We start from the raw sequence: 23,981 nt of genomic DNA on the forward strand, positions 1-23,981 counted from the left end.
GAAGAGCCGCGACCACTACGACGCGCTTCGCCCTTCCGCTGTTGGAACCGCCTAGCACCAGCCAAGTCCTCATAGAACGCGACCTCACCCCATCGGCGGCGGGCCGGCCAGAACGTCGCGCTTGCCGGAGTGGTTGGCGGGCGAGACTACCCCTTCCTGCTCCATGCGCTCGATCAGGGAGGCGGCGCGGTTATAGCCGATCTGCAGGCGGCGCTGGACATAGGAGGTCGAGGCCTTGCGGTCGCGGGTGACCACGGCGACGGCGCGGTCGTAGAGGTCGTCGCCGGAGGAGCCGCCGTCGTCGCCGCCCATGGCGTTGTCGCCGTCACCGTCGGGGTCGTCGGTGATCAGGTCGAGGTAGTCGGGCTCGGCCTGGGCGCGCAGATGGGCGCAGACGCTTTCGACCTCGCCGTCGGTCACGAACGGACCGTGCAGGCGGGTGATGCGGCCGCCGCCGGCCATATAGAGCATGTCGCCCTGACCCAGCAGCTGCTCGCCGCCCTGTTCGCCCAGAATGGTGCGGCTGTCGATCTTGGAGGTGACCTGGAAGGAGATCCGGGTCGGGAAGTTGGCCTTGATGGTGCCGGTGATGACGTCGACCGACGGGCGCTGCGTCGCCATGATCAGGTGGATGCCGGCGGCGCGGGCCATCTGGGCCAGACGCTGGACGGCGCCCTCGACGTCCTTGCCCGCGACCAGCATCAGGTCGGCCATCTCGTCCATGACCACGACCAGATAGGGCATGGGCTCCGGGCGGATCTTCTCGGACTCGTAGATCGGCCGGCCCTGTTCGTCGAAGCCGGTCTGGACCGTGCGTTCGAAATGCTCGCCTTTCGCTTGAGCTTCGCGGGCGCGGTCGTTGTAGCTGGCGACGTTGCGCACACCGAGCTTGGACATGCGGCGATAGCGGTCCTCCATCTCGCGCACCGTCCACTTCAGGGCGACGACCGCCTTCTTGGGATCGGTGACGACGGGGGCCAGCAGGTGCGGGATGCCGTCATAGACCGACAGTTCCAGCATCTTGGGGTCGATCATGATGAAGCGGCACTCGGCCGGCGTCAGGCGGTAGAGGATCGACAGGATCATGGCGTTGACCCCGACCGACTTGCCCGAGCCGGTGGTGCCAGCGATCAACAGGTGGGGCATGCGCGCCAGATCGGCGACGTAGGGCTCGCCGCCGATGCTCTCACCCAGGGCCAGAGGCAGGATGTGCGAGGGCTTGGCGTATTCGCCCGAGGCCAGCAGGTCGCGCAGATAGACGGTCTCGCGCTTGGCGTTGGGCAGTTCGATGCCGATGGCGTTGCGGCCCTGAACCACGGAGATGCGGCAGGCGCGGGCGGACATGGAGCGGGCGATGTCGTCGGACAGGGCCACGACGCGGCCGTGCTTGACCCCGGCGGCGGGCACCAGCTCATAGAGGGTGACGACCGGACCCGGGCGGATCTGGTCGATGACGCCCTTGACCCCGAACTCGGCCAGGACGCCTTCCAGCATCTTGGCGTTCTGCTTGAGGGAATCCTCGTCGATCATGCCGACGCGGGCCTGGGGCTTGGCCAGCATACCGAGCGGCGGCAGGTCGAAGTCGCCTTCCGGCCGGTCGAAGACGAAGGCGCCCTGATCCGGATCGGCGGTGTTCTTCGCGGGCTTCGGCGTCTTGGGCGCGGCGACGCGGGGTTCAACGGCGGCGGCCAGAGAGGTGGGGGCCATAGGAGCCTCGTCCCACGGCGGGCCGTCATCGGCCCAGGCGCCGTCGCTGTCGGCCTCATCGGGGGTCCAGGCGGCTTCCGGAGCGGGGTCCGGGGCTGAGGGGGCGCGGGTCGCAACCTCGGGCCCCTGGACGGCCATCCGCTCGGACTGGATCGCGGCGGCCTCGGTCATGGGCTTGGCTCGGGGCGCGCGCGGCTTCTTCGGCGCGGGGACCGGCTGGGGATCGGGCTGGCGGCGCAGGGTGGCGCCCCAGTGCAGGGCCTCGGCGAAATCGGTCAGGCGCACGCCCACGGCATAGGCGCAGGCCCACAGGCCCAGCCCGGCGAACAGCAGGCCGACGAGGACGCGCGCGCCCGGAATCCTGAGCGCATGCAGACCGGCCGAGGTCAGGCCGGTGAAGGCGTCGCCCCACAGCCCGCCCATTCCCGTCGCCAGAGGCCAGGCGGCGGGCGCGGCGAGGGCCGACAGGGCGGCGGACAGCAGCAGCACGCCCGCCGAGGCCGACAGGGCCTTCAGCGGCGTTGGCTTGAGCCGCTGCTGGATGGCTTCCCCGATCGCCGTTGCCAGGCCGAAGGCGATCAGCAGCACCGTCATCGGCCAGGCGGCCAGACCCACGGACTGCATGGCCAGGTCGGCGAACAGGGCGCCGTTGCCGCCCAGCCAGTTGGTGGCCTCGGTCGAGGAGGCGGCGTTCAGGCTCGGATCGGCCGGGTTCCACGAGATCAGGGCGACCAGCAGCAGGGCCGCCAGCAGGGCCTGAAGCACGCCCCGGAACCGCACCACGAAGGGCGCGTCCCACAGGATGCGGGCGCTCGACCAGGCGCGATTGCCGATAATCAGAACGGCGGACATGAAGAGGCTACTCCGGACGAACGGGTCTTCCCGCTATTGTCGGCGCAAGGGGGTTAAGGGGGCATTTACCAAGGTCTCGCGAACCGGGGTTCCACAGGTTTGCGCATTCTCGTGGACAGGGCCGACGGACCCGCCCTACGGTCGAATCCGGAATGCAGGGGGACGCATGACCGAACAGCCGAAATCCTTCCCGGATCAGGTTCTGGCCTGGTACGACAACGGTGGAAAATGGCTGGCGCTCATCGGCCTCGGGGCCCTGCTGGCCTATCTGGCCCGGGACTTCTGGCGGTCCTGTGTGCTCCTGCGGCGCATGCGGCGTGGCCGCCCGCGAGGCGGCATCCACGACGTGATCGGATCCGTCGTGGTGATCGCCGTCTATATCCTCAACCCCTTCAAGTTCGTCGAGAATCTCAAGGACATCGCCGAGGGCAGGGGCTCGATTTTCCGTCGCACCCGCATGCTCGTCGAGCATGAGATGTTCGCGGCGGACGAGGATGGCGTGAATTTCGGTCAGGCCTTTTTCGTCTACGGCAATCGCTATTTCCGGTTTCAGGACGGGGATCAGGGCGTTCAGGACCGCGATCGGACCTGGTACCTGCCCAACATCTACCGTCCCGCAAACCAGATGATTCATGTCGAGAACGCCGCCGAGGTGAACAAGCGGTTCAAGGCGATCTCCGACTATTTCTCCGTCCTGTCCGAGCTTCTGGGCAAGGACAAGAGGCGCCGGGAGGTCAGGGACGTTGACAACTTCCTGTGCGCGATCCTGATCGAGAACGGGTTCGTTTCCCCGATCCATCTGATCACCGGCCTGATCGCCCAGTACGACGAGAGCTGGAAGCGAATCCTCGACCTCTTCAACGAGGACGCCGACCGGCCGATCTCCGCCTTTGACGACCTCGCCACCGATACGCGGCAGATCCAGATGTTCGTCTATACCTGCTGGTTGCTCTGGGGGCCCAGCGTGCCCCTGTGCAGTTGCGAGAACTCAGTGGGCCTGTTCCGGGTCGTTCAGTACGGCTACGGCGACGAGAACAACTCCATCGATGTCGTCGGCGCCACCGAGGATGTCGACACCGCCATGAACCAGCTGCACAAGGCGGCGTCCGACCGGCAGCCTTGCCGGATGGACGGCAGCGCCGACGCCGGCCTGCCCATGGCCCTGCCGGCCATGGTGCTGGGCCGGCTGCGTCTCAGCGATTCCATCAAACGCGACCGGCAGGGCCACGACATCGTCTTTCCGAAGGGCGTCGTGCAGAACTGGCAGAGCGACCCCGGTCTGCGCCCGGTTCTCCACCTCACGCGCCTTGAGACGGGCGACGCCGTCAATCAGGGTATCAGCCACGATTCCTCCCGGATGGGCCGGCTGATGGCCTCCAACCGCACCGTCGCTTCGAAATACTACTCAGCCTATCTCTGGATCGCCTTCGTGATGATGGAGGTCGGCGACGACGGCGTCCAGCGACCGCTCGGCGAGAAGGGGCGTCCCTGGGCCGACTTCATCCCCTTCTTCGAGCATGGGAACCTCGCCGATCCCCAGTCCTGCGCCTATTCGAAGAGCCAGCTCGCGGCCAAGGTCACCGACGCCTTCCAGCAGCTGGCGAAGGCGGCGACCGGAAAGCCGGTGCGCTTCGTCTTCGCCTGTTCGATCGACGAGCCGGGGTGCGACTCGCCGCCGGCCTTCCCGGGCTGGCAGGGACGCCGGCTGATCCGGGACATTCTGCGCGAACGGCTGAAGAAGGCCGGACTGGACCGCGGCCGGAACAAGGGTCTGATCGTCCTTGATCCCGCACCGGCCGAATGGCGTGCGGCGAAGGCCTATCATGCCTGCCGCATCTCCCGACTGGTCGAACGCCACTACGACTCCTTTCCGGACGAGCCCGACACGCCGGACCAGCCGGACCAGCCGGACTTTCCGATTTAAGCGGGCGCCTTGCGGCTTCAGCCCGCCGGCATGTCCCGGAACCGCCGCCCGGCCCCGATGCGGGCGCGGATCGCGCCCGGCGTCTCGGTCGTGGCCAGAACGGGGACCAGATCGATCAGGCGCACCGGTTTCTCCGCCCAGGCCAGGGCGTCGAGGTCGGCCAGCTGGCGCGCCGCCGTGGCGTTCTCCTCCAGCGGCCGGCCTTTCAGCACCGAGATGCCGAAGAAGCGGGCCAGGTGGTCGCGGACCAGCCGGGCGGGCAGGGCGCGCGCGTCTCCGGCTCCCAGCACCGACAGGATCAGGGTGTCGACGGGCGGATGCTCGGGCGACAGGGGCGGCTGGACATAGTCCATATCCACCATCAGGGCCCCGGCCCGGGTCCAGACGCGCAAGCGGTCGAACTGGTCCATCCCCGTGAAATGCGTGTCGCGCTCATAGGCCGCGTCGTCCATGGCGATGGGATCGTTCTGCTCGATGAAGACCAGAGGCCGCGCGCCCGGCGTTTCGGGGAACATCCCCGCCACATGGTCGGAAATGGCCTGGATCAGGGCCTTGAACCGGCCCTTCCCGCGCTGGGCCGCGTCGACAAAGACATAGTTGAGATTGGCCGTGACCACGGGCGTCCCGTCCAGTTCGCCGTTCGGCATGGCGATCAGATTGGCCCCGCCGACCAGAGACCCGTCCCCGGGATCGCGCGCGGTCAGGCAGATCTCGCGGAACAGGCCGTAGCGCGCCTCCAGCGCCCGCCGCGCCTCGCCGTGGTTCAGCTCCAGACAGGCGCGAAACCCATCCTCGTCCTCCATCTCCTCGGGCAGGACGAAGGCCTTCTCATAGCCGGCGAAGAAGTCGGCGAAGACCGGGCTGTCGGCCGTGTCGGTGGTCTCGAGAACGAGGGCGGTCTGGCTCATGAACCGTCGCCTATACGATTTCCGTGACGCTGGCGAACGGCGTCGGGCAAGGGTATTTACCCGGGCGAAAATATCGCCTATTTCGCCCGGGTAAAAGGAGCTTTCCCATGACCTCGACCCTGTCCTCCAGCGCCCGCAAGGCCCTGATCGCCGACTACAAGGACCGGGCGACGGTCGCCGGGGTCTATGCGGTCATCTGTTCGACGACCGGACAGGTCTGGGTCGGCCAGAGCCGTCATATCGACACCCGCTGGAACGGGCTCTCCTTCACCCTCCGGACCGGCTCGGGCCGCGATCCCTCGCTGCAAGCGGCCTGGAACGCCCACGGCGCCGATGATTTCCGCTTTGAACAGCTGGACCGGCTGCCGACCGACCTGTCCGACCTGCGGCTCAAGGACGAGCTCAAGGAAAGGGCCGCCCGCTGGACCGCGCGGTTGCAGGCGGAGACCCTCCTGCCGGGCTGAGCGCCTTCAACCTCGCATTCCGCGCGGGATTTTTCCGCGTCTTTTCAATCTGAAGACGGAAAATCGGCGACTTCGGCATGGCGCCGTCCGCAACGGGTCTATATTGGGCTCGCCGCCCCTCCCGTGTCGGTCCCCTTGCCCGTTTGGCACGGTTTGGCACGGTTTGGCGCCCCGTTTTCATCAAACCCGGCCACTTCACCGGATCGATCCGATCTCTCCATGCCCTTCACCGCGACCGTCCTGACCATGTTCCCCGAGGCCTTTCCGGGCGCGCTCGGCGTGTCCCTGATCGGCACGGCCTGGCGCGAGAAGGGGCTGTGGAGCCTGGAAACCCTTGACATTCGGGCCTTCAGCGAGGATAGGCGCGGCTTCCTTGACGACACCCCCGCGGGTGGCGGCCCGGGACAGGTATTGAAAGCGGACGTGGTGGCCCGGGCTCTCGACAGCCTTGAAGGCCCGCCCCGGCCGCTTTTGTACATGAGCGCACGCGGTCGGCCCCTGACGCAGGCGCGAGTGAAGGAATGGGCGAAGGCGGACGGGATCACCGTCCTCTGCGGCCGGTTCGAGGGGGTGGACCAGCGGGTGCTCGACGCCCGGGGGTTCGAGGAGGTCTCCGTCGGAGACGCGGTTCTCGCCGGCGGCGAGGCGGCGGCGATGCTGGTGATCGAGGCGTGCGTCAGACTGATCCCCGGGGTGCTCGGTGCGGCGGAAAGCCTGTCGACCGAGAGTTTCGAGGACGGGCTTCTGGAGCATCCGCAGTACACGCGACCGCGGACGTTCGAGGGGCTGGATATCCCCGAGGTGCTGTTGTCGGGCGACCATCGCAAGATGGAGCTCTGGCGTCAGGAACAGCGGGAACTCACTACGCAGGAGCGGCGCCCCGATCTCTGGGAAGCCCATCTTGCAAATCGACCAGCGGAATCCTCCGCCAATTCAAAGCTAAAGGGCAAAAAAGCCCGAGGAGAATAGACTATGGCCAACATCCTTCAGACCCTCGAGGCCGAAGAAAAAGCCCGCCTGATCGCCAACCGCGCGATCCCTGACTTCCAGCCCGGCGACACCCTGCGCGTCATGGTCAAGATCAAGGAAGGCGAGCGTGAACGCATCCAGGCCTTCGAAGGCGTCTGCATCGCCCGCGACAGCGGCGGCGTGAACGAGACCTTCACGGTCCGCAAGATTTCCTTCGGTGAAGGCGTGGAGCGCAAGTTCCCGATCCTGTCGCCGAACATCGACTCCATCGAGGTGAAGCGTCGCGGCGTCGTCCGTCGCGCCAAGCTCTACTACCTGCGCGACCGTCGCGGTAAGTCGGCCCGTATCGCCGAGCGCCAGACGGTTCGTCCGGCCAAGGGCGCCGTGGTGCCGGTCACCGGCTCCGACGACAAGGGCGGCGACGAAGCGTAAGAACCGCTTCCGTCAAAAGCATGAAGGCCCCGGTGGAAACACCGGGGCCTTTTTCATTTTCTACTGTGGAAACAGGCTGTTGGACGCATCCCTCTGGCTGTCCACGCTGCGTCTGAGCCCATGGACCTCGCCCCTCTCGCGGTGGATCGCCGCCTGGGCCCGGCGGATGGTTTCGCGGGTGGTCGCCGACAGCTTCTCGTCGGCCAGGGCCGACTGGAAGCGCTTGTCCAGCGCGGCCTCGCCCCGGTCGGCGGCGTCGACCAGCCCGGCCTCGTCGCGCATCAGGGCGTGGCTGATGTCCATGACGGCCCTTTGGGCCTTGGCGAAGATCGAGCCCGAGGTGTCGGGATGGCCACCGAGCGCCGTGACGGTCGCGGCCATGGCCCGGGCCATGTCGCGCCGCTCCTCGGCCAGGGCCCCGAACAGGCTGTTGTGGCCCGAGCTCTCGCTGTCGTCGGCGATCTGGTCCAGCCGCTCGGCGCTGTCCAGCGTGGCGGCGATCAGGGCGTTCAGAACGTGGATATCGTGACGGTTGGGCATGAGAAGCCTCCAGATACTGACCTCTAGAACGGCCCACGCTCCGCCCGGGTTGCGGCGCGATTGCGACCAGCCGATCACCGTGACGTCAGAACCCCATCACAGCTTCGTGCTTACAGCTTGGTCCGGAGCGACCACAGTTCGGGGAAGCAGCGCTTCTCCAGCGTCGCCATCAGATAGGCCGCGCCCTCGGTTCCGCCCGTGCCCCGACGCCGGCCGATGATCCGCTCGATGGTCACCACATGCTTGTGCCGCCAGGTCAGAAGGGCGTCGTCCAGATCGACCAGCTTCTCGGCCAGCTGGTACTGGGCCCACCAGCGGTCGGTGTCGCGATAGACCTCCAGCCAGGCCGCCTCGACGGCTTCGGACGGCTGATACGGCTGGCTGACGTCGCGGTTCAGGACCGCCTCGGGCACCGGCAGGCCCGCGCGCGCCAGCTGGGCCAGGGCGTCGTCATAGAGGCTGGGCGCCGCGATCGCGGCCTTGAGCGCCGCATGGGCCTCGGGCCGGTCCTCCTGGAAGGCCAGGAAGCGGGCGTCCTTGAGCCCCAGCATGGCCTCGAAGCGGCGGAACTGGTCGCTCTGGAAGCCCGAGCTGGAGCCCAGCACATCGCGGAAACGCAGATAGTCGGCCGGGGTCATGGTCGCCAGGATGTCCCAGCTCTGGGTCATCACCGACTGGATGCGGCTGACCCGCGCCAGCGACTTGTAGGCCGGGACCAGATCGCCGTTGCGCACCATCGACTGGGCCAGGGCGACCTCGTGCAGGATCTGCTTGAGCCACAGCTCCTTGGTCTGGTGGATGATGACGAACAGCATCTCGTCGTGCTGGTCCGAGATCGGATCCTGCGCCGACAGCAGCCGGTCGAGCCCGAGGTAGCGGGCATAGGTCATGTTCGAAGCGTCGGTCATGCACGTTCGATAAGGCGATCGCGGCCTAGGGTCGATCCTGTTTGATCCGGATCTCGAACAGCTGCGGCCAGTTCTTGCCTGTGACGAACAGCCTCTTGCCGGCGGCGTCCCAGGCGATGCCGTTCAGCACGTCGTCGTTGACGTCCTTGCGCTCGGAGGCCGGAAACAGGCCGGTCAGGTCGATCCAGGCCACGACATGGCCGTCGGTCGGATCGATGCGGGCGATGCGGTCGGTCTGCCAGATGTTGGCGTAGATGTAGCCGCCGCCCGGGGCTCCGGCGTCGGCGACCCATTCCAGCTCATTCAGCTGGTCGACCGGAACGCCCGCAGCGGTGACGGTCAGCCGGCCGGTCACGGCCAGGGTCTCGGGGTCGAGGAAGCGCAGCACCGGGGTGCCGTCGCTCATGATGATGCGGTGGTCGTCCCTGGTCAGAGCCCAGCCTTCGCCGGTGTAGCTGAACAGGCCCATCGGGGTCAGGTCGGCCGCGTTCCAGATGAAGCCGATCCGGTTGCGCCAGGTCAGGCTGATCAGCCGGTCGCCGACCTGGACGATCCCCTCGCCGAAATAGGCGGTGTCCAGCTCCCGCTTCTTCAGGACCTCGCCCGTGGACAGGCGGACGATGCGGATGTCGGACGGGAAGCGGCCCGTGCTTTCGACCAGTTCGTCGTCGCCGCGATAGAAGAGGCCCTCGGTGAAGGCGTCGGTCGCATGGGGGAAGGTGCGCACCACCTCATAGCCCAGAACCGGAACCGCGGCCGCCGCAGCGGCGGCCGCCGGAGTCTGGGCCGAGGCGACCCCTGTCGAGGCGAGGGGCGCGGCGCAGGCGCCGAGGAGCAGCAGAAGGGCGGAAAGGATGCGGCGCATCCTTCGCCTATACCCCGGGCCCCGCCGTTTCGCGCGCGTTCAATTCGGCCTGTTTCGCGTCGATCGCCGCCTGCTTCTTCTGCCCGGCGGCGCGGCCCGCCATGTTCAGCCCCTCGACCAGGGCCGAGAAGGCCATGGCGGCGTAGATATAGCCCTTGGGCACATGGACGCCGAAGCCGTCGGCGATCAGGACGGCGCCGATCATCAAGAGGAAGCCCAAGGCCAGCATGACCACGGTCGGGTTCTTGTCGATGAAGTTGGCCAGCGGATCCGAGGCCAGCAGCATCACGGTCACGGCGACGACCACGGCGACCATCATGATCGGCACGTGATCGGTCATGCCGACGGCGGTCAGGATGGAATCGACCGAGAAGACCAGGTCCAGCAGGATGATCTGGACGATGGCGGCGCCGGCGTTGTTGATGACGACCGCCTTCTTGTCGAGGACGTCATGGCTTGGGGTCGGGTCGACCGTGTGGTGGATCTCCTTGGTCGCCTTCCACAGCAGGAACAGCCCGCCGGCGATCAGGATCAGGTCGCGCCAGCTGAAGGTGGTGTCGAACGACGGCTCGCCGTGGCTGTTCAGCGGGCCATGGAAGCCCAGGTCGAACACCGGGGCAGTCAGGCCGACGATCCAGCCGATGGTGGCCAGCAGACCCAGCCGCATGATCAGGGCCAGGCCGATGCCCAGCCGGCGCACCTTCTGCCTCTGCTCGGGCGGCAGTTTGTTCGACAGGATGGAGATGAAGACCAGGTTGTCGATCCCCAGCACCACCTCCATCACGATGAGGGTTGTCAGCGCCAGCCAGGCGGCGGGATCGGTCAGCAGGGGGACGATGGCGTCTAGCATGGGGGTCCTTGAAAGCGTGGCCGCCTAGATAATGCAGGACTTCGCAATCCCGTCATCCTGATGCCGCGTCGGATTGTCGCTCGCGCGGTTGCGTCAAGGCTCGATCACGACTTGTTGCGAGCGGGAAAACCCCATGCTATCAGGCGCCCGGCTTCATAGGGGCGTTTCAGACGAAACGGCCCTGTGCGTGCTTTCCTTAAGCATTACAGGCCCTTGGCCGGCGTGGACACCCCCCGCCGGTCGCGACCACAAAAGCTTGACCGAACGGGTACGACACCTTGGCAGACGATTTCAGGACGACGGAAGTCGGCGAACGCTACGCACAGGCGCTGTTTGACCTCGCGCTTGAGACGAAGAAGCTCGACGCCGTGCGCGCCGATCTCAAGTCGCTGAAGGCCGCCTGGATCGAGAGCGCCGACCTGCGCCGCCTCGCCACCTCGCCGGTGATTTCGGCCGAAGACCAGGGCAAGGGCCTCGCCGCCATCGCCGTGAAGGCGAAGTTCGAGACCACCACGAAGAATTTCCTCGGCCTGCTGGCCCAGAACGGCCGGGCCCGCGATCTGGGCTCCGTCATCACCAGCTTCGAGACCCTGTACTCGAAGCACACCGGCGTCGTCGCCGCCGAGGTCGTCTCGACCCAGGCCCTGAGCGCCGCCCAGCTGAAGACCATCACCTCGGCCCTGACGACGGCCCTGGGCAAGAACCCCGAAATCACCACCCGGGTCGATCCGTCGATCCTGGGCGGTCTGAAGGTGAAGGTCGGCTCGACGCTGTTCGACGCCTCGCTGAAAACCAAGCTCGACCAGATGAAGTTCGCCCTCAAGCGTGCGTAAGCGCGCGCCAACAAGAATGTAGCGGGCCTCACGGCCCGACCTGAAGACGAAGACAGAGAGATCCAAATGGACATCCGCGCCGCCGAGATTTCGGCCATCCTCAAGTCGCAGATCGCCTCCTTCGGCGTTGAAGCGGACGTGTCCGACGTCGGCAGCGTGCTGTCGGTCGGCGACGGCATCGCCCGCATCCACGGTCTGGACAACGTCCAGGCCGGCGAGATGATCGAGTTCCCGAAGGCCGGCGTGAAGGGCATGGCCCTGAACCTCGAGCGCGACAACGTGGGCGCGGTTATCTTCGGCGCCGACGCCGCCATCGCTGAAGGCGACGAAGTCCGCCGCCTCGGCGAGATCGTGGACGTGCCGGTCGGCAAGGGCCTGCTGGGCCGCGTCGTCAACCCGCTGGGCGAGCCGATCGACGGCAAGGGCCCGATCACCTTCACCGAGCGCCGCCGCGTGGACGTCAAGGCCCCGGGCATCATTCCCCGCAAGTCGGTGCACGAGCCGATGCAGACCGGCCTGAAGGCCATCGACACCCTGATCCCCGTCGGCCGCGGCCAGCGCGAGCTGGTCATCGGCGACCGTCAGGTCGGCAAGACCGCCGTCGCCGTCGACACCATCCTGAACCAGAAGTCGACCAACGCCGCCGCGGCGTCGGAAGGCGACAAGCTCTACTGCATCTACGTCGCCATCGGTCAGAAGCGCTCCACCGTCGCCCAGATCGTCAAGACGCTCGAAGAGCGCGGCGCCCTGGACTACACCATCGTCGTCGCCGCCACGGCCTCGGAGCCGGCCCCGCTGCAGTTCCTGGCCCCGTTCGCCGGCACCGCCATGGGCGAGTTCTTCCGCGACAACGGCATGCACGCCCTGATCGTCTATGATGACCTGTCCAAGCAGGCCGTGGCCTATCGCCAGATGTCGCTGCTGCTGCGCCGTCCGCCCGGCCGTGAAGCCTATCCGGGCGACGTCTTCTACCTGCACTCGCGCCTGCTGGAGCGTTCGGCCAAGCTGAACGGCGACTACGGTTCGGGCTCGATGACCGCCCTGCCGATCATCGAGACCCAGGCCAACGACGTTTCGGCCTATATCCCGACGAACGTGATCTCGATCACCGACGGCCAGATCTTCCTGGAATCCGACCTGTTCTACCAGGGCATCCGCCCGGCCGTGAACGTCGGCATCTCGGTGTCGCGCGTGGGCTCCTCGGCCCAGACCAAGGCGATGAAGAAGGTTGCGGGCTCGATCAAGGGCGAGCTGGCCCAGTATCGGGAAATGGCCGCCTTCGCCAAGTTCGGTTCGGACCTGGACGCCTCGACCCAGAAGCTGCTGGCCCGCGGCGCGCGCCTGACGGAACTGCTCAAGCAGCCCCAGTACTCGCCGCTGACCATGGAAGAGCAGGTCGTCTCGGTCTACGCCGGTACGCGTGGCTATCTCGACGGTATCGCTGTCGCCGACATCGGCCGTTTCGAGAGCGAGCTCCTGGCCCGCATCCACTCGTCGAACGCCTCGCTGCTGGACGGCATCCGCGCCAAGAAGGACCTCACCGCCGAGCTCGAAACCGAGCTGAAGTCGGTGCTGGAAGCCTTCGTCAAAACCTTCGCCTAAGCCTGATCACCGGAAGCTGAAAGAGTAGCGCCCGATGGCCAGCCTCAAGGAAATGCGCAATCGGATCGACAGCGTGAAGTCCACGCAGAAGATCACGAAAGCCCTGAACATGGTCGCCGCGGCCAAGCTGAAACGCGCCCAGGACCAGGCCGAAAGCGCGCGTCCCTACGCTCGCAAGATGGCTGCCGTCATCGCCAATCTGGCGGCGGGCGTCTCCGGCGACGGCGCGCCGAAGCTGCTGGCCGGCACGGGTTCGGACAAGAAGCACCTCGTGGTCGTGGCCACGGGCGACAAGGGGCTGGCGGGCGGTTTCAACACCAACGTCATCCGCGCCGCCAAGGAACGGATCAACAGCCTGATCGCCTCGGGCAAGGACGTTCGCATCGTCGCCGTGGGCCGCAAGGTTCGTGACGGCCTGTCGCGCCTGTACGGCGACAAGCTGATCCAGACCTTCGAACTGTCGGACCACAAGGTCATCGGCATGGCCGCGGCTGAGCCGATCGCCGCCCTGATCGCCCAGGAGTTCGAGGCCGGCCACGCCGACGTCGTGACCCTGTTCTACAGCCGCTTCCAGTCGGCCATCTCGCAGGTGCCGACGCCGAAACAGCTGATCCCGGCGGTCGTCGACGGCCCAGAAGCGGCGGGGGCCGCTCCGATCAACCTGAATGGCGCGGTCTACGAGTACGAGCCCTCGGAAGAGGAAATCCTCGACGTCGTCCTGCCGCGCAACATCACGACCCAGGTGCTGGCGGCGCTGTACGAGAACCAGGCCAGCTTCTTCGGGGCCCAGATGGCCGCGATGGACAACGCCACGCGCAACGCGGGCGACCTCATCAACTCGCTGACGCTGCAGTACAACCGCAAGCGCCAGGCCCAGATCACCACCGAACTGATCGAGATCATCGCCGGCGCGGAAGCGCTCTGATCCTCCGATCCTGACAGACACACGATAAACGGACCGCACCGATGACCGACACCGTCGCCAAGAAACCCGCCGCCAGGAAGCCTGCCGCTTCGAAGGCTCCCGCCGCCGCCAAGGCTCCCGTGGCCAAAAAGGCTCCGGCCGCCGCCAAGGCTGTGACCGCCGCCGGCACGGGCAAGATCGCCCAGGTCATCGGCGCCGTCGTCGACGTCGAGTTCACCGGCCAGCTGCCGGCGATCCTGAACGCCCTGCACACCCAGAACGTTGACCAGAAGACGGGCGAGCCCTTCACCCTGGTTCTGGAAGTCGCCCAGCACCTGGGTGAGAACATGGTCCGCACCATCGCCATGGACACCTCGGAAGGCCTGACGCGCGGCCAGCCGGTGACCGACACGGGTTCGTCCATCCTGGCGCCGGTCGGCCCGGGCACGCTCGGCCGCATCATGAACGTCGTCGGCGCGCCGATCGACGAACAGGGCCCGATCAAGACCACCATGTACCGCCCGATCCACCGCGAGGCGCCTTCGTTCGAAGAGCAGTCGACCTCGTCGGAAATCCTGGTCACGGGCATCAAGGTCATCGACCTGATGTGCCCCTACACCAAGGGCGGCAAGACCGGCCTGTTCGGCGGCGCCGGCGTCGGCAAGACCGTGACCATGCAGGAGCTCATCAACAACATCGCGAAGGCCTACGGCGGTTACTCCGTTCTGGCCGGCGTGGGTGAGCGCACCCGTGAAGGCAACGACCTGTATCACGAGATGATCGAGTCCAACGTGAACGTGGACCCGACCAAGAACGACGGCTCGACCGAAGGCTCCAAGTGCGCCCTCGTCTACGGCCAGATGAACGAGCCGCCCGGCGCCCGCGCCCGCGTCGCCCTGACCGGCCTGGCCCAGGCCGAGTACTTCCGCGACGAGGAAGGCAAGGACGTGCTGCTGTTCGTCGACAACATCTTCCGCTTCACGCAAGCCGGTTCGGAAATGTCCGCCCTGCTGGGCCGTATCCCGTCGGCGGTGGGCTATCAGCCGACCCTGGCGACCGAGATGGGCAACCTGCAGGAACGCATCACCTCGACCAAGAAGGGCTCGATCACCTCGATCCAGGCCATCTACGTTCCCGCCGACGACCTGACCGACCCGGCCCCGGCCGCCTCGTTCGCCCACCTTGACGCCCGTACGGTTCTGTCGCGCGACATCGCCGCCCAGGCCATCTTCCCGGCCGTCGACCCGCTGGACTCGTCCTCGCGGATCATGGACCCGCTGGTCATCGGCGAAGAGCACTACAACGTCGCCCGCTCGGTTCAGGAAGTCCTGCAGCAATACAAGGCCCTGAAGGACATCATCGCCATCCTGGGCATGGACGAGCTGTCGGAAGACGACAAGCTGGTCGTCTCGCGCGCCCGCAAGATCTCGCGCTTCCTGTCGCAGCCGTTCTTCGTCGCCGAGCAGTTCACCGGCGCCGACGGCAAGTTCGTCTCGCTGGAAGACACGATCCGCTCGTTCAAGGGCATCGTCGCCGGCGAATACGACCACCTGCCGGAAGCCGCCTTCTACATGGTCGGCGCCATCGAGGAAGCCGTCGAGAAGGCCGCCAAACTGGCCGCCGAGGCGGCCTGATCCATGGCGGGCAAGCTGCAGTTCTCGCTGGTCGCGCCTGAACGCGAGGTCTTCTCGGGCCTCGTGGATCAGGTCGACGCGCCGGGCGTCGAGGGCGACTTCGGCGTCCTGCCCGACCACGCCCCCTTCATGACCGCCCTGCGCGAGGGCGTGGTCACGGTGTTCGACGGCTCGGCCCGTCGCGTGTTCGAGGTCCACGGCGGCTTCGCCGACGTGACCCCGGCCGGCCTGACCATCCTGGCCGAACAGGCCTCGGAAGTGACCGCCGCCTGATGCAGGCATGACGGCGCCGAACGGCCTCGTCTGGTTCCTCGGGGCGCTGGCGCTCGGATGCCTTTTCCTGATTGCCGGGTTCGCCCGGCGCACAAGCCGCCGCAGGCCCCGCCTGACGGCGGCTTTGTGCATTCTGGCGCTTGCGCCGTGGACGGCGGGCGTCTGGGCCGTCTTCATCGAGCCCGAGACCCTGCGGGTCCGCGAGGTCGCCATCGAGAGCGAGACCTGGACGGGTCCGCCCCTGCGTCTGGGCCTGATGTCCGACACTCATGTCGGGTCGCCGCACATGGACCTGGCCAGGCTGCGGCGCGTCATCGCCCGGATGAACGCCGAACAACCCGATATCGTCCTCCTGCTCGGCGACTATGCGGGCGGGGATCTGGCGGCGAAGCGCAGGACCCCGGCGGACCGTGAGGCCGTCCTGGCGGGTGTCGCGGCCTTCCGGGCGCTCCACAGTCCGCTGGGGACCTGGGCGGTGCTGGGCAATCATGACAGCTGGTTCGATGAGGCCGTCCTGGCGCGCGCCTTCGAGGCCGCCGGGATTCCTCTGCTCCAGAACCGCTCCGTCGCCGTCGCGCGGTCGGGCGGAGCCTTCACCCTGGCCGGGGTCGCCGACATGCGGTCTCGCCTGCTCCAGACCTCGGTCCAGGAGGCCCTGTCCGCAGCGCCTGAGGGCCGTCCCGTCATCCTGATGAGCCACTGGCCCGATCCCTTCGCCGAAACGCCTCAGCGCGTCGCCCTGACCGTGGCGGGCCACAGCCACTGCGGCCAGATCGACCTGCCGCTGATCGGCCGTCCGTTCAGCGCCTCGCCGGGCGCCGCCCTGTGGCCCTGCGGCGCCTACAGGGTCGCCGGACGCGACCTCTTCGTCACCGGCGGTCTGGGAACCTCGGTCGTGCCGATGCGGATCGGCGCCCCGCCCGAGATCGTCATCCTGACCCTGAAAGCATCGCCAAATCCGGTCGCCAAATCGACCAATGCCGGCGCGAGCCAACCGCCAGTCTCGCCAAACTGACCAACACGGCTTGAACAGGCGGTTCGGGGTTCTAGACTGGCCTGCATGGGGCCACGTCCCCGCCGCCGGTCAGACATCGGCGTGAAGCCCGGGACGGCCCGGCTCCTGTGCAAGGAGGGCCGTCATGGCCTTGACCCTTATCGATATCGCCGGCGTCGGCGGCGTCTTGCTGATCCTGATCGCCTATGCGGGCGCTACGGCCGGGAAGCTGGATCCGAAGCAGTGGCCGGCCCTGACGCTGAACCTGATCGGCGCCCTGCTGATCCTCTGGTCCCTGTCGGTCGACTTCAACCTGTCGGCGGCCCTGATGGAGGGCGCCTGGGCCCTGGTGGCCGTGGCGGGGCTGGCGCGGCTGGCGTTCCACAAGTTGAAGCATTAGGCTTCCTCGCGTCGAGGGAGAGGGGCCATGCCGATGATCGGTTTCATGCAATCCGCGGCCTTGCTGGTCGCGGCGGCGCTCGCCGCCCAGGCCGCGCCCCCGGCCTCTCCCGCCTCGCCCCGTCAGGAGCGTGGGCCCGCGCCCTTCAGCGCCCTGACCTCGCCGACGGCCGCGCTCAAGGTCGCCTTCGACGAGGTCTGCCTCCCGTCCGTGCTGGAGGGACGGTCGCTCGAAGAGCTTGCCCGGCAGCGCTATCTGGTCCCGGTCAATCCGCGCTCGACCGGTTCGTCCACCGCCACTGCGGCCTGGCGGCTGGCCTCCTACTCCCACGTCTATGTCGTGGCCCTGCCCGGCGGGGGCTGCTCCGTCGGGGTGGAGGGCGGCGATCCGGACGGGCTGAACGCGGCGGCCATCGAGATGATGCAGGCCCGGGCCGCCTTCGCTCCGGCTGCCCCGGAGCCGGTGGACAATGGAAAGGCGGAACGCACCGCCTGGTGCACGCCCGAGGCCAACCGGCCGTATTTCATCGCCCTGCTGCGCCGGACCTCAGGCCGTCGGAACGCCTTCGTGGCCAATGTGCTGCGGGCCCAGGGTCTGCGCCCGTCCTTCTGCCCCGCGTCCGGGCAGGCGACCTAGGCCGCGTATTTCGCGAACGCGGCGACCACCTGTTCATAGGCGGCGCGCTTGAACGGCACGATCAGGTCGCAGGCTTCCGAGAGGTCGCCCCAGCGCCAGGCGTCGAACTCGACCTCCTCGTGCTGGTTCAGGTCGATCTCGGCCTCGTCGCCGGTGAAGCGGAAGGCGAACCAGGTCTGGCGCTGGCCGTTCCAGGGCTTGCGCTTCTCGCGCAGGTGTTGGGCCATCAGTTCGGCGGGAAAGTCGTAGAGGATCTCGCCTTCCGTGCGGCCCAGAAGTTCGACCGAGGTGACCCCGGTCTCTTCCTGCAACTCGCGCAGGGCGGCCGCGGCGACGTCCTCGCCCTTGTCCACGCCCCCTTGCGGAAATTGCCAGTTGTGGGGGCCTTCCGTCGCGTGACGACGGCCATACCAGACCTTGCCCCCGGCATTGAACAGCACGACGCCGACGTTGGGGCGGTAGAGGGAGAGGTCGGGTGCGGAGGTCATCCTCCGCCCTTACCCAAGGCCAACCCGATAGGCCAGAGCATGGGGCCCCTCGGCCTCAAGTAGCGCTACGCGCCGTAGGCCAACAAAAGAGCAAAGCCCGGTCGCGTCAGCGACCCGGCCTTTGCGTCATCGCCGACGCCGGGGCCAGCTGCAGGCCGCGTGCGTCCAGACCGGCGGTCCAGCGGGCGGCGGCCTCGACGGTGACCGGATAGCTGAAGCCGGTGCCCAGAGCCGCGCCGGTGGCCTTGGCGCGGGCCTCGAGCGCGTTCAGGCGGCCGACGATGAAGGCCGGGCTCTGGGTCTCGTCAATGATGGAATCGGCGCTGGCGCGCGCCCAGGCGCCCGGCTTCCTGCGCGCCGAGCCGTCGTCGATGAAGGCGACGCCGTGCTGGCGCAGATAGCTGAGGAAGGACGACATGCCGTTGTCCGAGGCCACGAACCGGTCGCCCAGATAGTTGGTCACCGCGAAATAGCCGGTGGCGCGGCCCAGCAGCCAGGCCATGCGAGCCGTGATGTCGTCGGGCGTGGCGTTGGCCAGCAGGGTTTGCGGACCCGGGTCGTTGTCGGGATAGCCCGAGGGCTCCATCGGAATCTCGATCATCACCTCATGGCCCTGGGCCCGGGCCAAATCGATCCAGCCCTGCAGGCCGTCGGCATAGGGGACGAAGCTCAGGGTCACCTCGGCCGGCAGACGCTCGATGGCGGCGCGGGTTGTGACGGCGTTGAGGCCGAGGCCGCCGACGATCAGGGCGACGCGCGGCTTGCCGTTGGGGCGGAAGGGCCGGGCATAGGCCTGGGCCGGGACGCGGCCGTCGGCGGCGATGGTCGGCAGCGGCCCGTTGGGGCCCGGCTGGCTCAGGCCCGCGATGGGGGCGGCGGTCAGGGGCTGGGGCGCCTGTTTGGGCGCGGAGATGGCTCCGCCGCCGCCGGCGACAGTGGCGCCGTCGGGCAGGGTGATCAGGGCGTCGCCCCCGGCGGCGCCGGAGGCGGGATCGGCGTTTGGATCGCCCAGGGTCTGCCATGCGGCCCAGTCGCCGCCCATGCCGAAGGCCTCCATCCCCGTGGGGGCCTCGGGCCCGGCGGCGGGGGCGTGAGCGTCACGGTGCAGGACGGCGCGGGCCGACGGCGTGCCGGCGCGCGGATCGCCGAGCACCGTCAGGAACAGGGCCACGGTTCCGAGCAGCAGGAAGCCCGCGGCGCCCACGGCGACGGGCGGCCGCTTCAGGGCGTCGATGACCGGGGCCAGGCTCAGGCGCGGCAGTTTGCTCTGCGGAGCGGCTCCGGCGGCAGCGGCGAGGGCGGATTCTCTCTTGGCGAACATACGACGACTGGACGCTCGGTCAGGGACCGCGACGGGCGATCCTTCTCAAACGTCAGTCTGGCGTGTGGCGGTTAAGAAAGCCTAACGCCGCATTCACCAAGAACCAGGCTTACCGGCGGCGCTGCTGCGGCGTCGGGGTCGGCTCGGGAGCGGTCTCCGGCTTTGCTTCCGGTGTCGCGGGCGCATCGTCGTTCGCCGCCGTTTCCGCCTTGCCGCCATCGACCACGATCCCGGCCGGGGCCGCGGACAGCTTCGACAGGTCGCCGCCGGCGCGTAGCACGTCCAGCGCCCGCTCCAGCTGATAGTCCTTGGTCTTGTCGAAGTCGGGACCCGGGGCTTCGTGCGGGGTATGGGCGCCCTTGCGCTCGGCGCCGATGGAGGCGTCCAGGGCCGTGGCGTAGGCGGCCTCGGAATAGATGAAGCTGGAGCGCGAGACGATCCGGCCCTCGGCCTCCGAACGGGCGACCTCCAGATCGGGCTCGATGCCGATCTTCTGGATCGAGCGGCCGGACGGGGTGTAGTAGCGCGCCGTGGTGATCGACAGGGCGCCGTCCTTGCCCTGGTTCAGCGGGATGACGGTCTGGACCGAGCCCTTGCCGAAGCTGGTCAGGCCGACCATCGTCGCCCGCTCCTGATCCTTCAGGGCGCCGGCCACGATCTCGGACGCCGAGGCCGAGCCGTAGTTGATCAGGACCACCAGCGGCAGGCCGTTGGTCAGGTCGCCGGGCTTGGCGGCGTAGCGGTCGATCTGGTCGGGCTTGCGGCCGCGCTGGCTGACGATCTCGCCGCGCTCGAGGAAGGCGTCGGAGACGTCGATGGCCGCCGTCAGCAGACCGCCGCCGTTGTTGCGCAGGTCGAGGACGAAGCCCTTGATGCCGGGCTTCTCGGCCTTCAGCCGGGTGATGACCTGGGTCAGCTCGCGGCCGGTGTTCTCGTTGAAGGTCGAGATGCGGATATAGCCGAAGTCGCCTTCCAGACGGCCGGTGACGGATTCGACCTTGATGACCTCGCGGACGAGGGTGACCTCGCGGGCCTCCTCGCCGTCGCGCAGCAGGGTGACGTTGACCGAGGTGCCCATGGCGCCGCGCAGCTTGTTGGAGACTTCCGACACCGTCAGGCCGGCGGCGTTCTGGCCGTCGATGGCCGAGATGACGTCGCCCGCCTGGATGCCGGCGCGGCTGGCGGGGGAGTTGTCCATCGGCGAGATGACCTTCACCAGACCGCCCTCGGCCGTGATGGTCAGGCCGACGCCCGAATATTCGCCCGAGGTGCGCTCCTGCAGGTCGCCGTATCCATCGGGCGACAGATAGTTGGAGTGGGGATCCAGCGCCGACATCATGCCCGCCAGCGCCGCCTCGATCAGCTTCTTGTTGTCGACCGGGACGACATAGGCCTGCTCGACCACGGCCAGGACGTCACCGAACAGCTGCAGCATCCGGAAGGTCTCGTTCCGGGGCGTCTGGGTGGCGACGGTCATGCCGCTCAGGCCCAGGGCCAGCACGGCGCCGCCGGCGAGGAGCAGTTTACGCATTCGGTCTCTTTCGCGGTCGTCTCAGAGGCTTCGAGTCCAGGGCCTTGGGCCGAAGCCTTCACGCGTCCGGTATCAGGGTCAGGAGCGCCGAAGTCACGACGAAATCGTGGCGCCGACGGCTGTGGCGGATAAAATCAGCGTCGGGGGCGGATGGAAAGCGCTTTCGCGATCGCCGAACGGGTCACCTGAGCCAGGGCGCGGGATCGACCGGGCGCTCGTCGCGGCGCAGTTCGAAATAGACCTCGCCGTCCTCGGCCGCGCGGCCGAGCGTCTGGCCGTCCGCCACCCGCCCGCCGGCGGAGACCGAAACGGTGTCCAGCCCCGCGATCACCGCGCGCCAGCCGGGGCCGAGGTCGAGGATGACCACCTGACCCCAGCCGCTCAGCGGCCCGGCGTAGTCGACCACGGCGTTGGCGGGGGCGGCGACGGCGCGGGCGCCGGTACGCCAGCGCCAGCCGGAAGAGCCGCGGCCGAAGGTGGTGTCAGGCACGCCCGGCGTCGGCGGGGTCAGGCGCGACCGGCCGCCCGGCAGGCGGGTGACCACGGTCTCGGCGTCGGCCTCGGCGGCGGACAGGGGCGGAATCTCGCCGCCCAGACTGCGGATGCGGGCCTCCAGCACCTTCGCGGCGCGTTCGGACCGCTCGGCGTCGGCCTTGAGGACGGCGACCAGCGCGGCCTTCCTCGCCGACAGGCTCTCGATCTCGCCGCGCCGGTCCCCTTGCGCGCTCTCGGTGGTCATCAGCTGCTCGCTGGACAGGACGGCGAGGCGGCGAATGCGGGCGATCTCGCCCTGGCGATCGACCAGGGCCTGGGTCCGGCGTTGCAGTTCAGGGGTCATGGCGCGGATCAGGATGGCGGCGCGGACCGTATCCACGGCCTTGTCGGCGGGGATCAGCAGGGGCGGCGGCGGATCGCGGCTCATCATCTGCAAGGCCGAGAGCAGCCGCGCCTGCTGACCCCGGTCCTTGGCGAGCGCGACCAGCAGGACGGATTCCCTCTGGCTCAACTCGTTCAGCCGGGCCCGCTGGGCGGCCATCTGGATGTCGTCGTGGGTCTCGGCCTGACGCAGGGAGGCCAGCTGGCGGTCCAGATTGACGATCTCGGCCGCCGCGTCGGCGGCGTCAGCCCTGAGGCGCCGGGCCCTGACCTGTTCGTCGCGGTATTCGGACTGGAGCCCCGCCAGCTCGCTGTTTTCCTGCCGCGCGCGCAGGCTCGCCGCCGGCGTCGCCGCCAGCGCGAAGGCGCAGCCGAGGAGGAAAAGGCGTTTCAAGACTTCAGGCGACCTTCAGGAGGCGGATCAGTCGCGATGATAGGGTGATCCGGCCAGAATCGTCACGGCCCGATAGAGCTGTTCGGCCAGCATGGCGCGGGCCAGGGCGTGGGGCCAGGTCTGGGGCCCGAAGGCCAGGGTCGATCCGGCGGCCTCGAGCACGGATTTATCGAGCCCGTCGGCTCCGCCGATGACGAAGACCAGCTTGCGCTCGCCCCGGTCGCGCAGGCCGGCGATATGGTCGGCGAAGGCGCGGCTGGAATAGGTCCTGCCGCGCTCGTCACAGGCGATCAGATGCGCGCCCTCGGCCGCCGCCAGCAGCAGCTCGGCCTCGGGGCCTTTGCCGGTCTTCTTCGGGTCGAGGTCGACCAGTTCCAGCGGACCGAGGCCCAGCGCCCGCCCCGCGAGGGTGGCGCGCCGGGCATAGTCGTCCGCCAGCGCGGCCTCGGGCCCACGCCCCGGCTTGCCGATGGCCGCGATGGCGAGTTTCAAATCAGGCGGAGGCTTGCGTGCGGTGGGCGCTGTCGACGGCCCAGATCTTCTCGATGTTGTAGAACATCCGCACTTCCGGCCGGAACAGGTGGATGATCACATCGCCGGAATCGATCAGGACCCAGTCGCAGTGCGGCAGGCCCTCGACCTTGGCCTTGCCCAGGCCGTGGTCCTTGAGGGTGCGCAGCAGGTGGTCGGCCAGGGCGCCGACGTGGCGGTGCGATCGGCCCGAGGCCACGATCATGGTGTCGGCCATGGGCGACTTGCCCTTCAGGTCGATCAGAACGATGTCCAGAGCCTTGTCGTCGTCCAGCTTGGCCAGCAGCGCGGTTTCCAGCGGCGTGGAGCCGGCCGGCAGGGCCGCGCGCGGACCGTCAAACCCCGTAGACTCGTCGCCGTCTTCGGAATGGATGGGCTCGAAATCGTCCATCTCATGGGCCGTGTTGGAAACGGCTTCGTCTTGCGTATCGTACGCGGGCGAGGGGGTCAGCGGAGGGCTCCAGGGCGGTGACTAAAGAGGGTCTCTAGCACAGACCGGCCCCGAGGTCACCCGACTCCGGCGAATCAGGTCGATTCGGTCGTGACCAGCTTGGCCTTGGCGCGCAAGGCCGTGGAGGAACTGAGGTTCAGCGGCGCGGTCAGATAGGTCCAGGCGGGGGCGGCCATGTCGGGCAGGCGGCGCGCCTCGGTCTCGGACACCCGATAGCCGGCGAACCGCCGCGCGGCCGGCGCCGAGCGGCTTTCCAGCAGGGAGCCGGGCCGGGCGATGACCGCCATGGGCATCAGCCGCATGATGTCGGTCCAGCCCCTCCAGCGATGGAAGCTGGCCAGGTTGTCCGAACCCATCAGCCAGACGAAATGCACGCCCGGATGGCGCGCCTTCAGGGCCCGCAGGGTGTCGACCGTCCAGGCCGTGCCGATGCGGGTCTCGACGTCGGAGACGATCATGCCGGGGCCCTTGGCGAAGGCGCGGGCCGAGGCCATGCGGCCTTCCAGCGGCGCCGTCTCCTGACGGCCCTTCAGGGGGTTCTGCGGCGAGACCAGCCAGATCACCCGCTCCAGCCCCAGCCGGGCCATGGCCGTCTCGGCGACATGGGCGTGGCCGTCGTGGGCCGGGTTGAACGAGCCGCCGAACAGGCCGACGCGCATCCCCGGGGTCAGGGCCAGCCCATCCCTCAGCGCCC

At 68.2% G+C, this 23,981-nt stretch carries 25 protein-coding genes; 12 read left to right on the forward strand and 13 right to left on the reverse strand.

Annotated features, from left to right (window positions below; genetic code table 11):
- Positions 1–84: 84 nt before the first annotated feature.
- On the reverse strand, positions 85–2,559 hold the full coding sequence (locus ACW172_RS07275; protein WP_492034513.1) for an FtsK/SpoIIIE family DNA translocase: 2,475 nt from the start codon (positions 2,557–2,559) through the stop codon (positions 85–87).
- A gap of 166 nt (positions 2,560–2,725) precedes the next feature.
- On the opposite strand from ACW172_RS07275, the gene ACW172_RS07280 reads away from it, so the two are divergent.
- The gene (locus ACW172_RS07280; protein WP_492034514.1) at positions 2,726–4,483 is read left to right on the forward strand and encodes a hypothetical protein; all 1,758 of its coding nucleotides are present in this window, start codon (positions 2,726–2,728) and stop codon (positions 4,481–4,483) included.
- Positions 4,484–4,500: 17 nt separating this feature from the next.
- Here ACW172_RS07280 and ACW172_RS07285 read toward each other — a convergent pair whose 3' ends face one another.
- The gene (locus ACW172_RS07285) at positions 4,501–5,391 is read right to left on the reverse strand and encodes a hypothetical protein (protein WP_492034515.1); all 891 of its coding nucleotides are present in this window, start codon (positions 5,389–5,391) and stop codon (positions 4,501–4,503) included.
- A 107-nt stretch (positions 5,392–5,498) separates the two neighbouring features.
- Here ACW172_RS07285 and ACW172_RS07290 point away from each other — a divergent pair, with 107 nt between their 5' ends.
- The 3 genes from ACW172_RS07290 to rplS all read left to right on the forward strand — a co-directional run bounded on the left by ACW172_RS07290 (position 5,499) and on the right by rplS (position 7,256).
- Positions 5,499–5,855, forward strand: a complete 357-nt coding sequence (locus ACW172_RS07290) for a GIY-YIG nuclease family protein (RefSeq protein ID WP_492034516.1) — start codon at positions 5,499–5,501, stop codon at positions 5,853–5,855.
- A gap of 219 nt (positions 5,856–6,074) precedes the next feature.
- The gene (gene trmD / locus ACW172_RS07295) at positions 6,075–6,824 is read left to right on the forward strand and encodes a tRNA (guanosine(37)-N1)-methyltransferase TrmD (protein ID WP_492034517.1); all 750 of its coding nucleotides are present in this window, start codon (positions 6,075–6,077) and stop codon (positions 6,822–6,824) included.
- 3 nt (positions 6,825–6,827) lie between these two features.
- A complete protein-coding gene (gene rplS / locus ACW172_RS07300) occupies positions 6,828–7,256 on the forward strand; it encodes a 50S ribosomal protein L19 (RefSeq protein WP_492034518.1) in 429 nt (142 codons plus the stop codon).
- Positions 7,257–7,316: 60 nt separating this feature from the next.
- On the opposite strand, the gene ACW172_RS07305 is transcribed toward rplS, so the two are convergent.
- The 4 genes from ACW172_RS07305 to ACW172_RS07320 all read right to left on the reverse strand — a co-directional run bounded on the left by ACW172_RS07305 (position 7,317) and on the right by ACW172_RS07320 (position 10,419).
- Positions 7,317–7,796: a PA2169 family four-helix-bundle protein gene (locus ACW172_RS07305; RefSeq protein WP_492034519.1), complete on the reverse strand. Its 480-nt coding sequence runs from the start codon at positions 7,794–7,796 to the stop codon at positions 7,317–7,319.
- A 110-nt stretch (positions 7,797–7,906) separates the two neighbouring features.
- Positions 7,907–8,704, reverse strand: coding sequence for a tryptophan 2,3-dioxygenase (locus ACW172_RS07310; protein ID WP_492034520.1), 798 nt, complete (start codon positions 8,702–8,704; stop codon positions 7,907–7,909).
- A 25-nt stretch (positions 8,705–8,729) separates the two neighbouring features.
- The gene (locus ACW172_RS07315; RefSeq protein WP_492034521.1) at positions 8,730–9,569 is read right to left on the reverse strand and encodes a glutaminyl-peptide cyclotransferase; all 840 of its coding nucleotides are present in this window, start codon (positions 9,567–9,569) and stop codon (positions 8,730–8,732) included.
- Between the two features lie 7 nt (positions 9,570–9,576).
- On the reverse strand, positions 9,577–10,419 hold the full coding sequence (locus ACW172_RS07320; protein WP_492034522.1) for a TerC family protein: 843 nt from the start codon (positions 10,417–10,419) through the stop codon (positions 9,577–9,579).
- Positions 10,420–10,697: 278 nt separating this feature from the next.
- Here ACW172_RS07320 and ACW172_RS07325 point away from each other — a divergent pair, with 278 nt between their 5' ends.
- The 8 genes from ACW172_RS07325 to ACW172_RS07360 all read left to right on the forward strand — a co-directional run bounded on the left by ACW172_RS07325 (position 10,698) and on the right by ACW172_RS07360 (position 17,695).
- Positions 10,698–11,252, forward strand: a complete 555-nt coding sequence (locus tag ACW172_RS07325; protein ID WP_492034523.1) for a F0F1 ATP synthase subunit delta — start codon at positions 10,698–10,700, stop codon at positions 11,250–11,252.
- A gap of 66 nt (positions 11,253–11,318) precedes the next feature.
- The gene (gene atpA / locus ACW172_RS07330; protein ID WP_492034524.1) at positions 11,319–12,854 is read left to right on the forward strand and encodes a F0F1 ATP synthase subunit alpha; all 1,536 of its coding nucleotides are present in this window, start codon (positions 11,319–11,321) and stop codon (positions 12,852–12,854) included.
- Positions 12,855–12,888: 34 nt separating this feature from the next.
- Positions 12,889–13,779, forward strand: coding sequence for a F0F1 ATP synthase subunit gamma (locus ACW172_RS07335; RefSeq protein ID WP_492034525.1), 891 nt, complete (start codon positions 12,889–12,891; stop codon positions 13,777–13,779).
- Positions 13,780–13,820: 41 nt separating this feature from the next.
- Positions 13,821–15,392: a F0F1 ATP synthase subunit beta gene (atpD, locus tag ACW172_RS07340; RefSeq protein ID WP_492034526.1), complete on the forward strand. Its 1,572-nt coding sequence runs from the start codon at positions 13,821–13,823 to the stop codon at positions 15,390–15,392.
- A 3-nt stretch (positions 15,393–15,395) separates the two neighbouring features.
- Positions 15,396–15,665, forward strand: a complete 270-nt coding sequence (locus ACW172_RS07345; RefSeq protein ID WP_492034527.1) for an ATP synthase F1 subunit epsilon — start codon at positions 15,396–15,398, stop codon at positions 15,663–15,665.
- A 7-nt stretch (positions 15,666–15,672) separates the two neighbouring features.
- Positions 15,673–16,680 carry a metallophosphoesterase gene (locus ACW172_RS07350; protein ID WP_492034528.1) on the forward strand — a complete coding sequence of 336 codons (1,008 nt, stop codon included), beginning with the start codon at positions 15,673–15,675 and terminating at the stop codon, positions 16,678–16,680.
- Between the two features lie 124 nt (positions 16,681–16,804).
- Positions 16,805–17,059 carry a CBU_0592 family membrane protein gene (locus ACW172_RS07355; protein WP_492034529.1) on the forward strand — a complete coding sequence of 85 codons (255 nt, stop codon included), beginning with the start codon at positions 16,805–16,807 and terminating at the stop codon, positions 17,057–17,059.
- Positions 17,060–17,086: 27 nt separating this feature from the next.
- Positions 17,087–17,695, forward strand: coding sequence for a hypothetical protein (locus tag ACW172_RS07360; RefSeq protein ID WP_492034530.1), 609 nt, complete (start codon positions 17,087–17,089; stop codon positions 17,693–17,695).
- On the opposite strand, the gene ACW172_RS07365 is transcribed toward ACW172_RS07360, so the two are convergent.
- The 7 genes from ACW172_RS07365 to ACW172_RS07395 form a co-directional block, all read right to left on the reverse strand.
- The gene (locus ACW172_RS07365; RefSeq protein ID WP_492034531.1) at positions 17,692–18,183 is read right to left on the reverse strand and encodes an RNA pyrophosphohydrolase; all 492 of its coding nucleotides are present in this window, start codon (positions 18,181–18,183) and stop codon (positions 17,692–17,694) included. The two genes, ACW172_RS07360 and ACW172_RS07365, sit on opposite strands and share 4 nt — an antisense overlap.
- A gap of 106 nt (positions 18,184–18,289) precedes the next feature.
- Positions 18,290–19,504, reverse strand: a complete 1,215-nt coding sequence (locus ACW172_RS07370; protein WP_492034532.1) for a divergent polysaccharide deacetylase family protein — start codon at positions 19,502–19,504, stop codon at positions 18,290–18,292.
- A gap of 109 nt (positions 19,505–19,613) precedes the next feature.
- Positions 19,614–21,035 (reverse strand): S41 family peptidase, encoded by a 1,422-nt coding sequence (locus tag ACW172_RS07375; protein ID WP_492034533.1) that lies wholly within the window; start codon positions 21,033–21,035, stop codon positions 19,614–19,616.
- A gap of 181 nt (positions 21,036–21,216) precedes the next feature.
- Positions 21,217–22,305, reverse strand: coding sequence for a murein hydrolase activator EnvC family protein (locus tag ACW172_RS07380; protein WP_492034534.1), 1,089 nt, complete (start codon positions 22,303–22,305; stop codon positions 21,217–21,219).
- Between the two features lie 27 nt (positions 22,306–22,332).
- Positions 22,333–22,797 carry a 23S rRNA (pseudouridine(1915)-N(3))-methyltransferase RlmH gene (gene rlmH, locus ACW172_RS07385; RefSeq protein ID WP_492034535.1) on the reverse strand — a complete coding sequence of 155 codons (465 nt, stop codon included), beginning with the start codon at positions 22,795–22,797 and terminating at the stop codon, positions 22,333–22,335.
- Between the two features lies 1 nt (position 22,798).
- The gene (gene rsfS, locus ACW172_RS07390; protein ID WP_492034536.1) at positions 22,799–23,227 is read right to left on the reverse strand and encodes a ribosome silencing factor; all 429 of its coding nucleotides are present in this window, start codon (positions 23,225–23,227) and stop codon (positions 22,799–22,801) included.
- A 134-nt stretch (positions 23,228–23,361) separates the two neighbouring features.
- Positions 23,362–23,946, reverse strand: a complete 585-nt coding sequence (locus ACW172_RS07395) for a nicotinate-nucleotide adenylyltransferase (RefSeq protein ID WP_492034952.1) — start codon at positions 23,944–23,946, stop codon at positions 23,362–23,364.
- Between the last annotated feature and the right edge of the window lie 35 nt (positions 23,947–23,981).

It is taken from the genome of Brevundimonas sp. ALps5, from assembly GCF_058681645.1.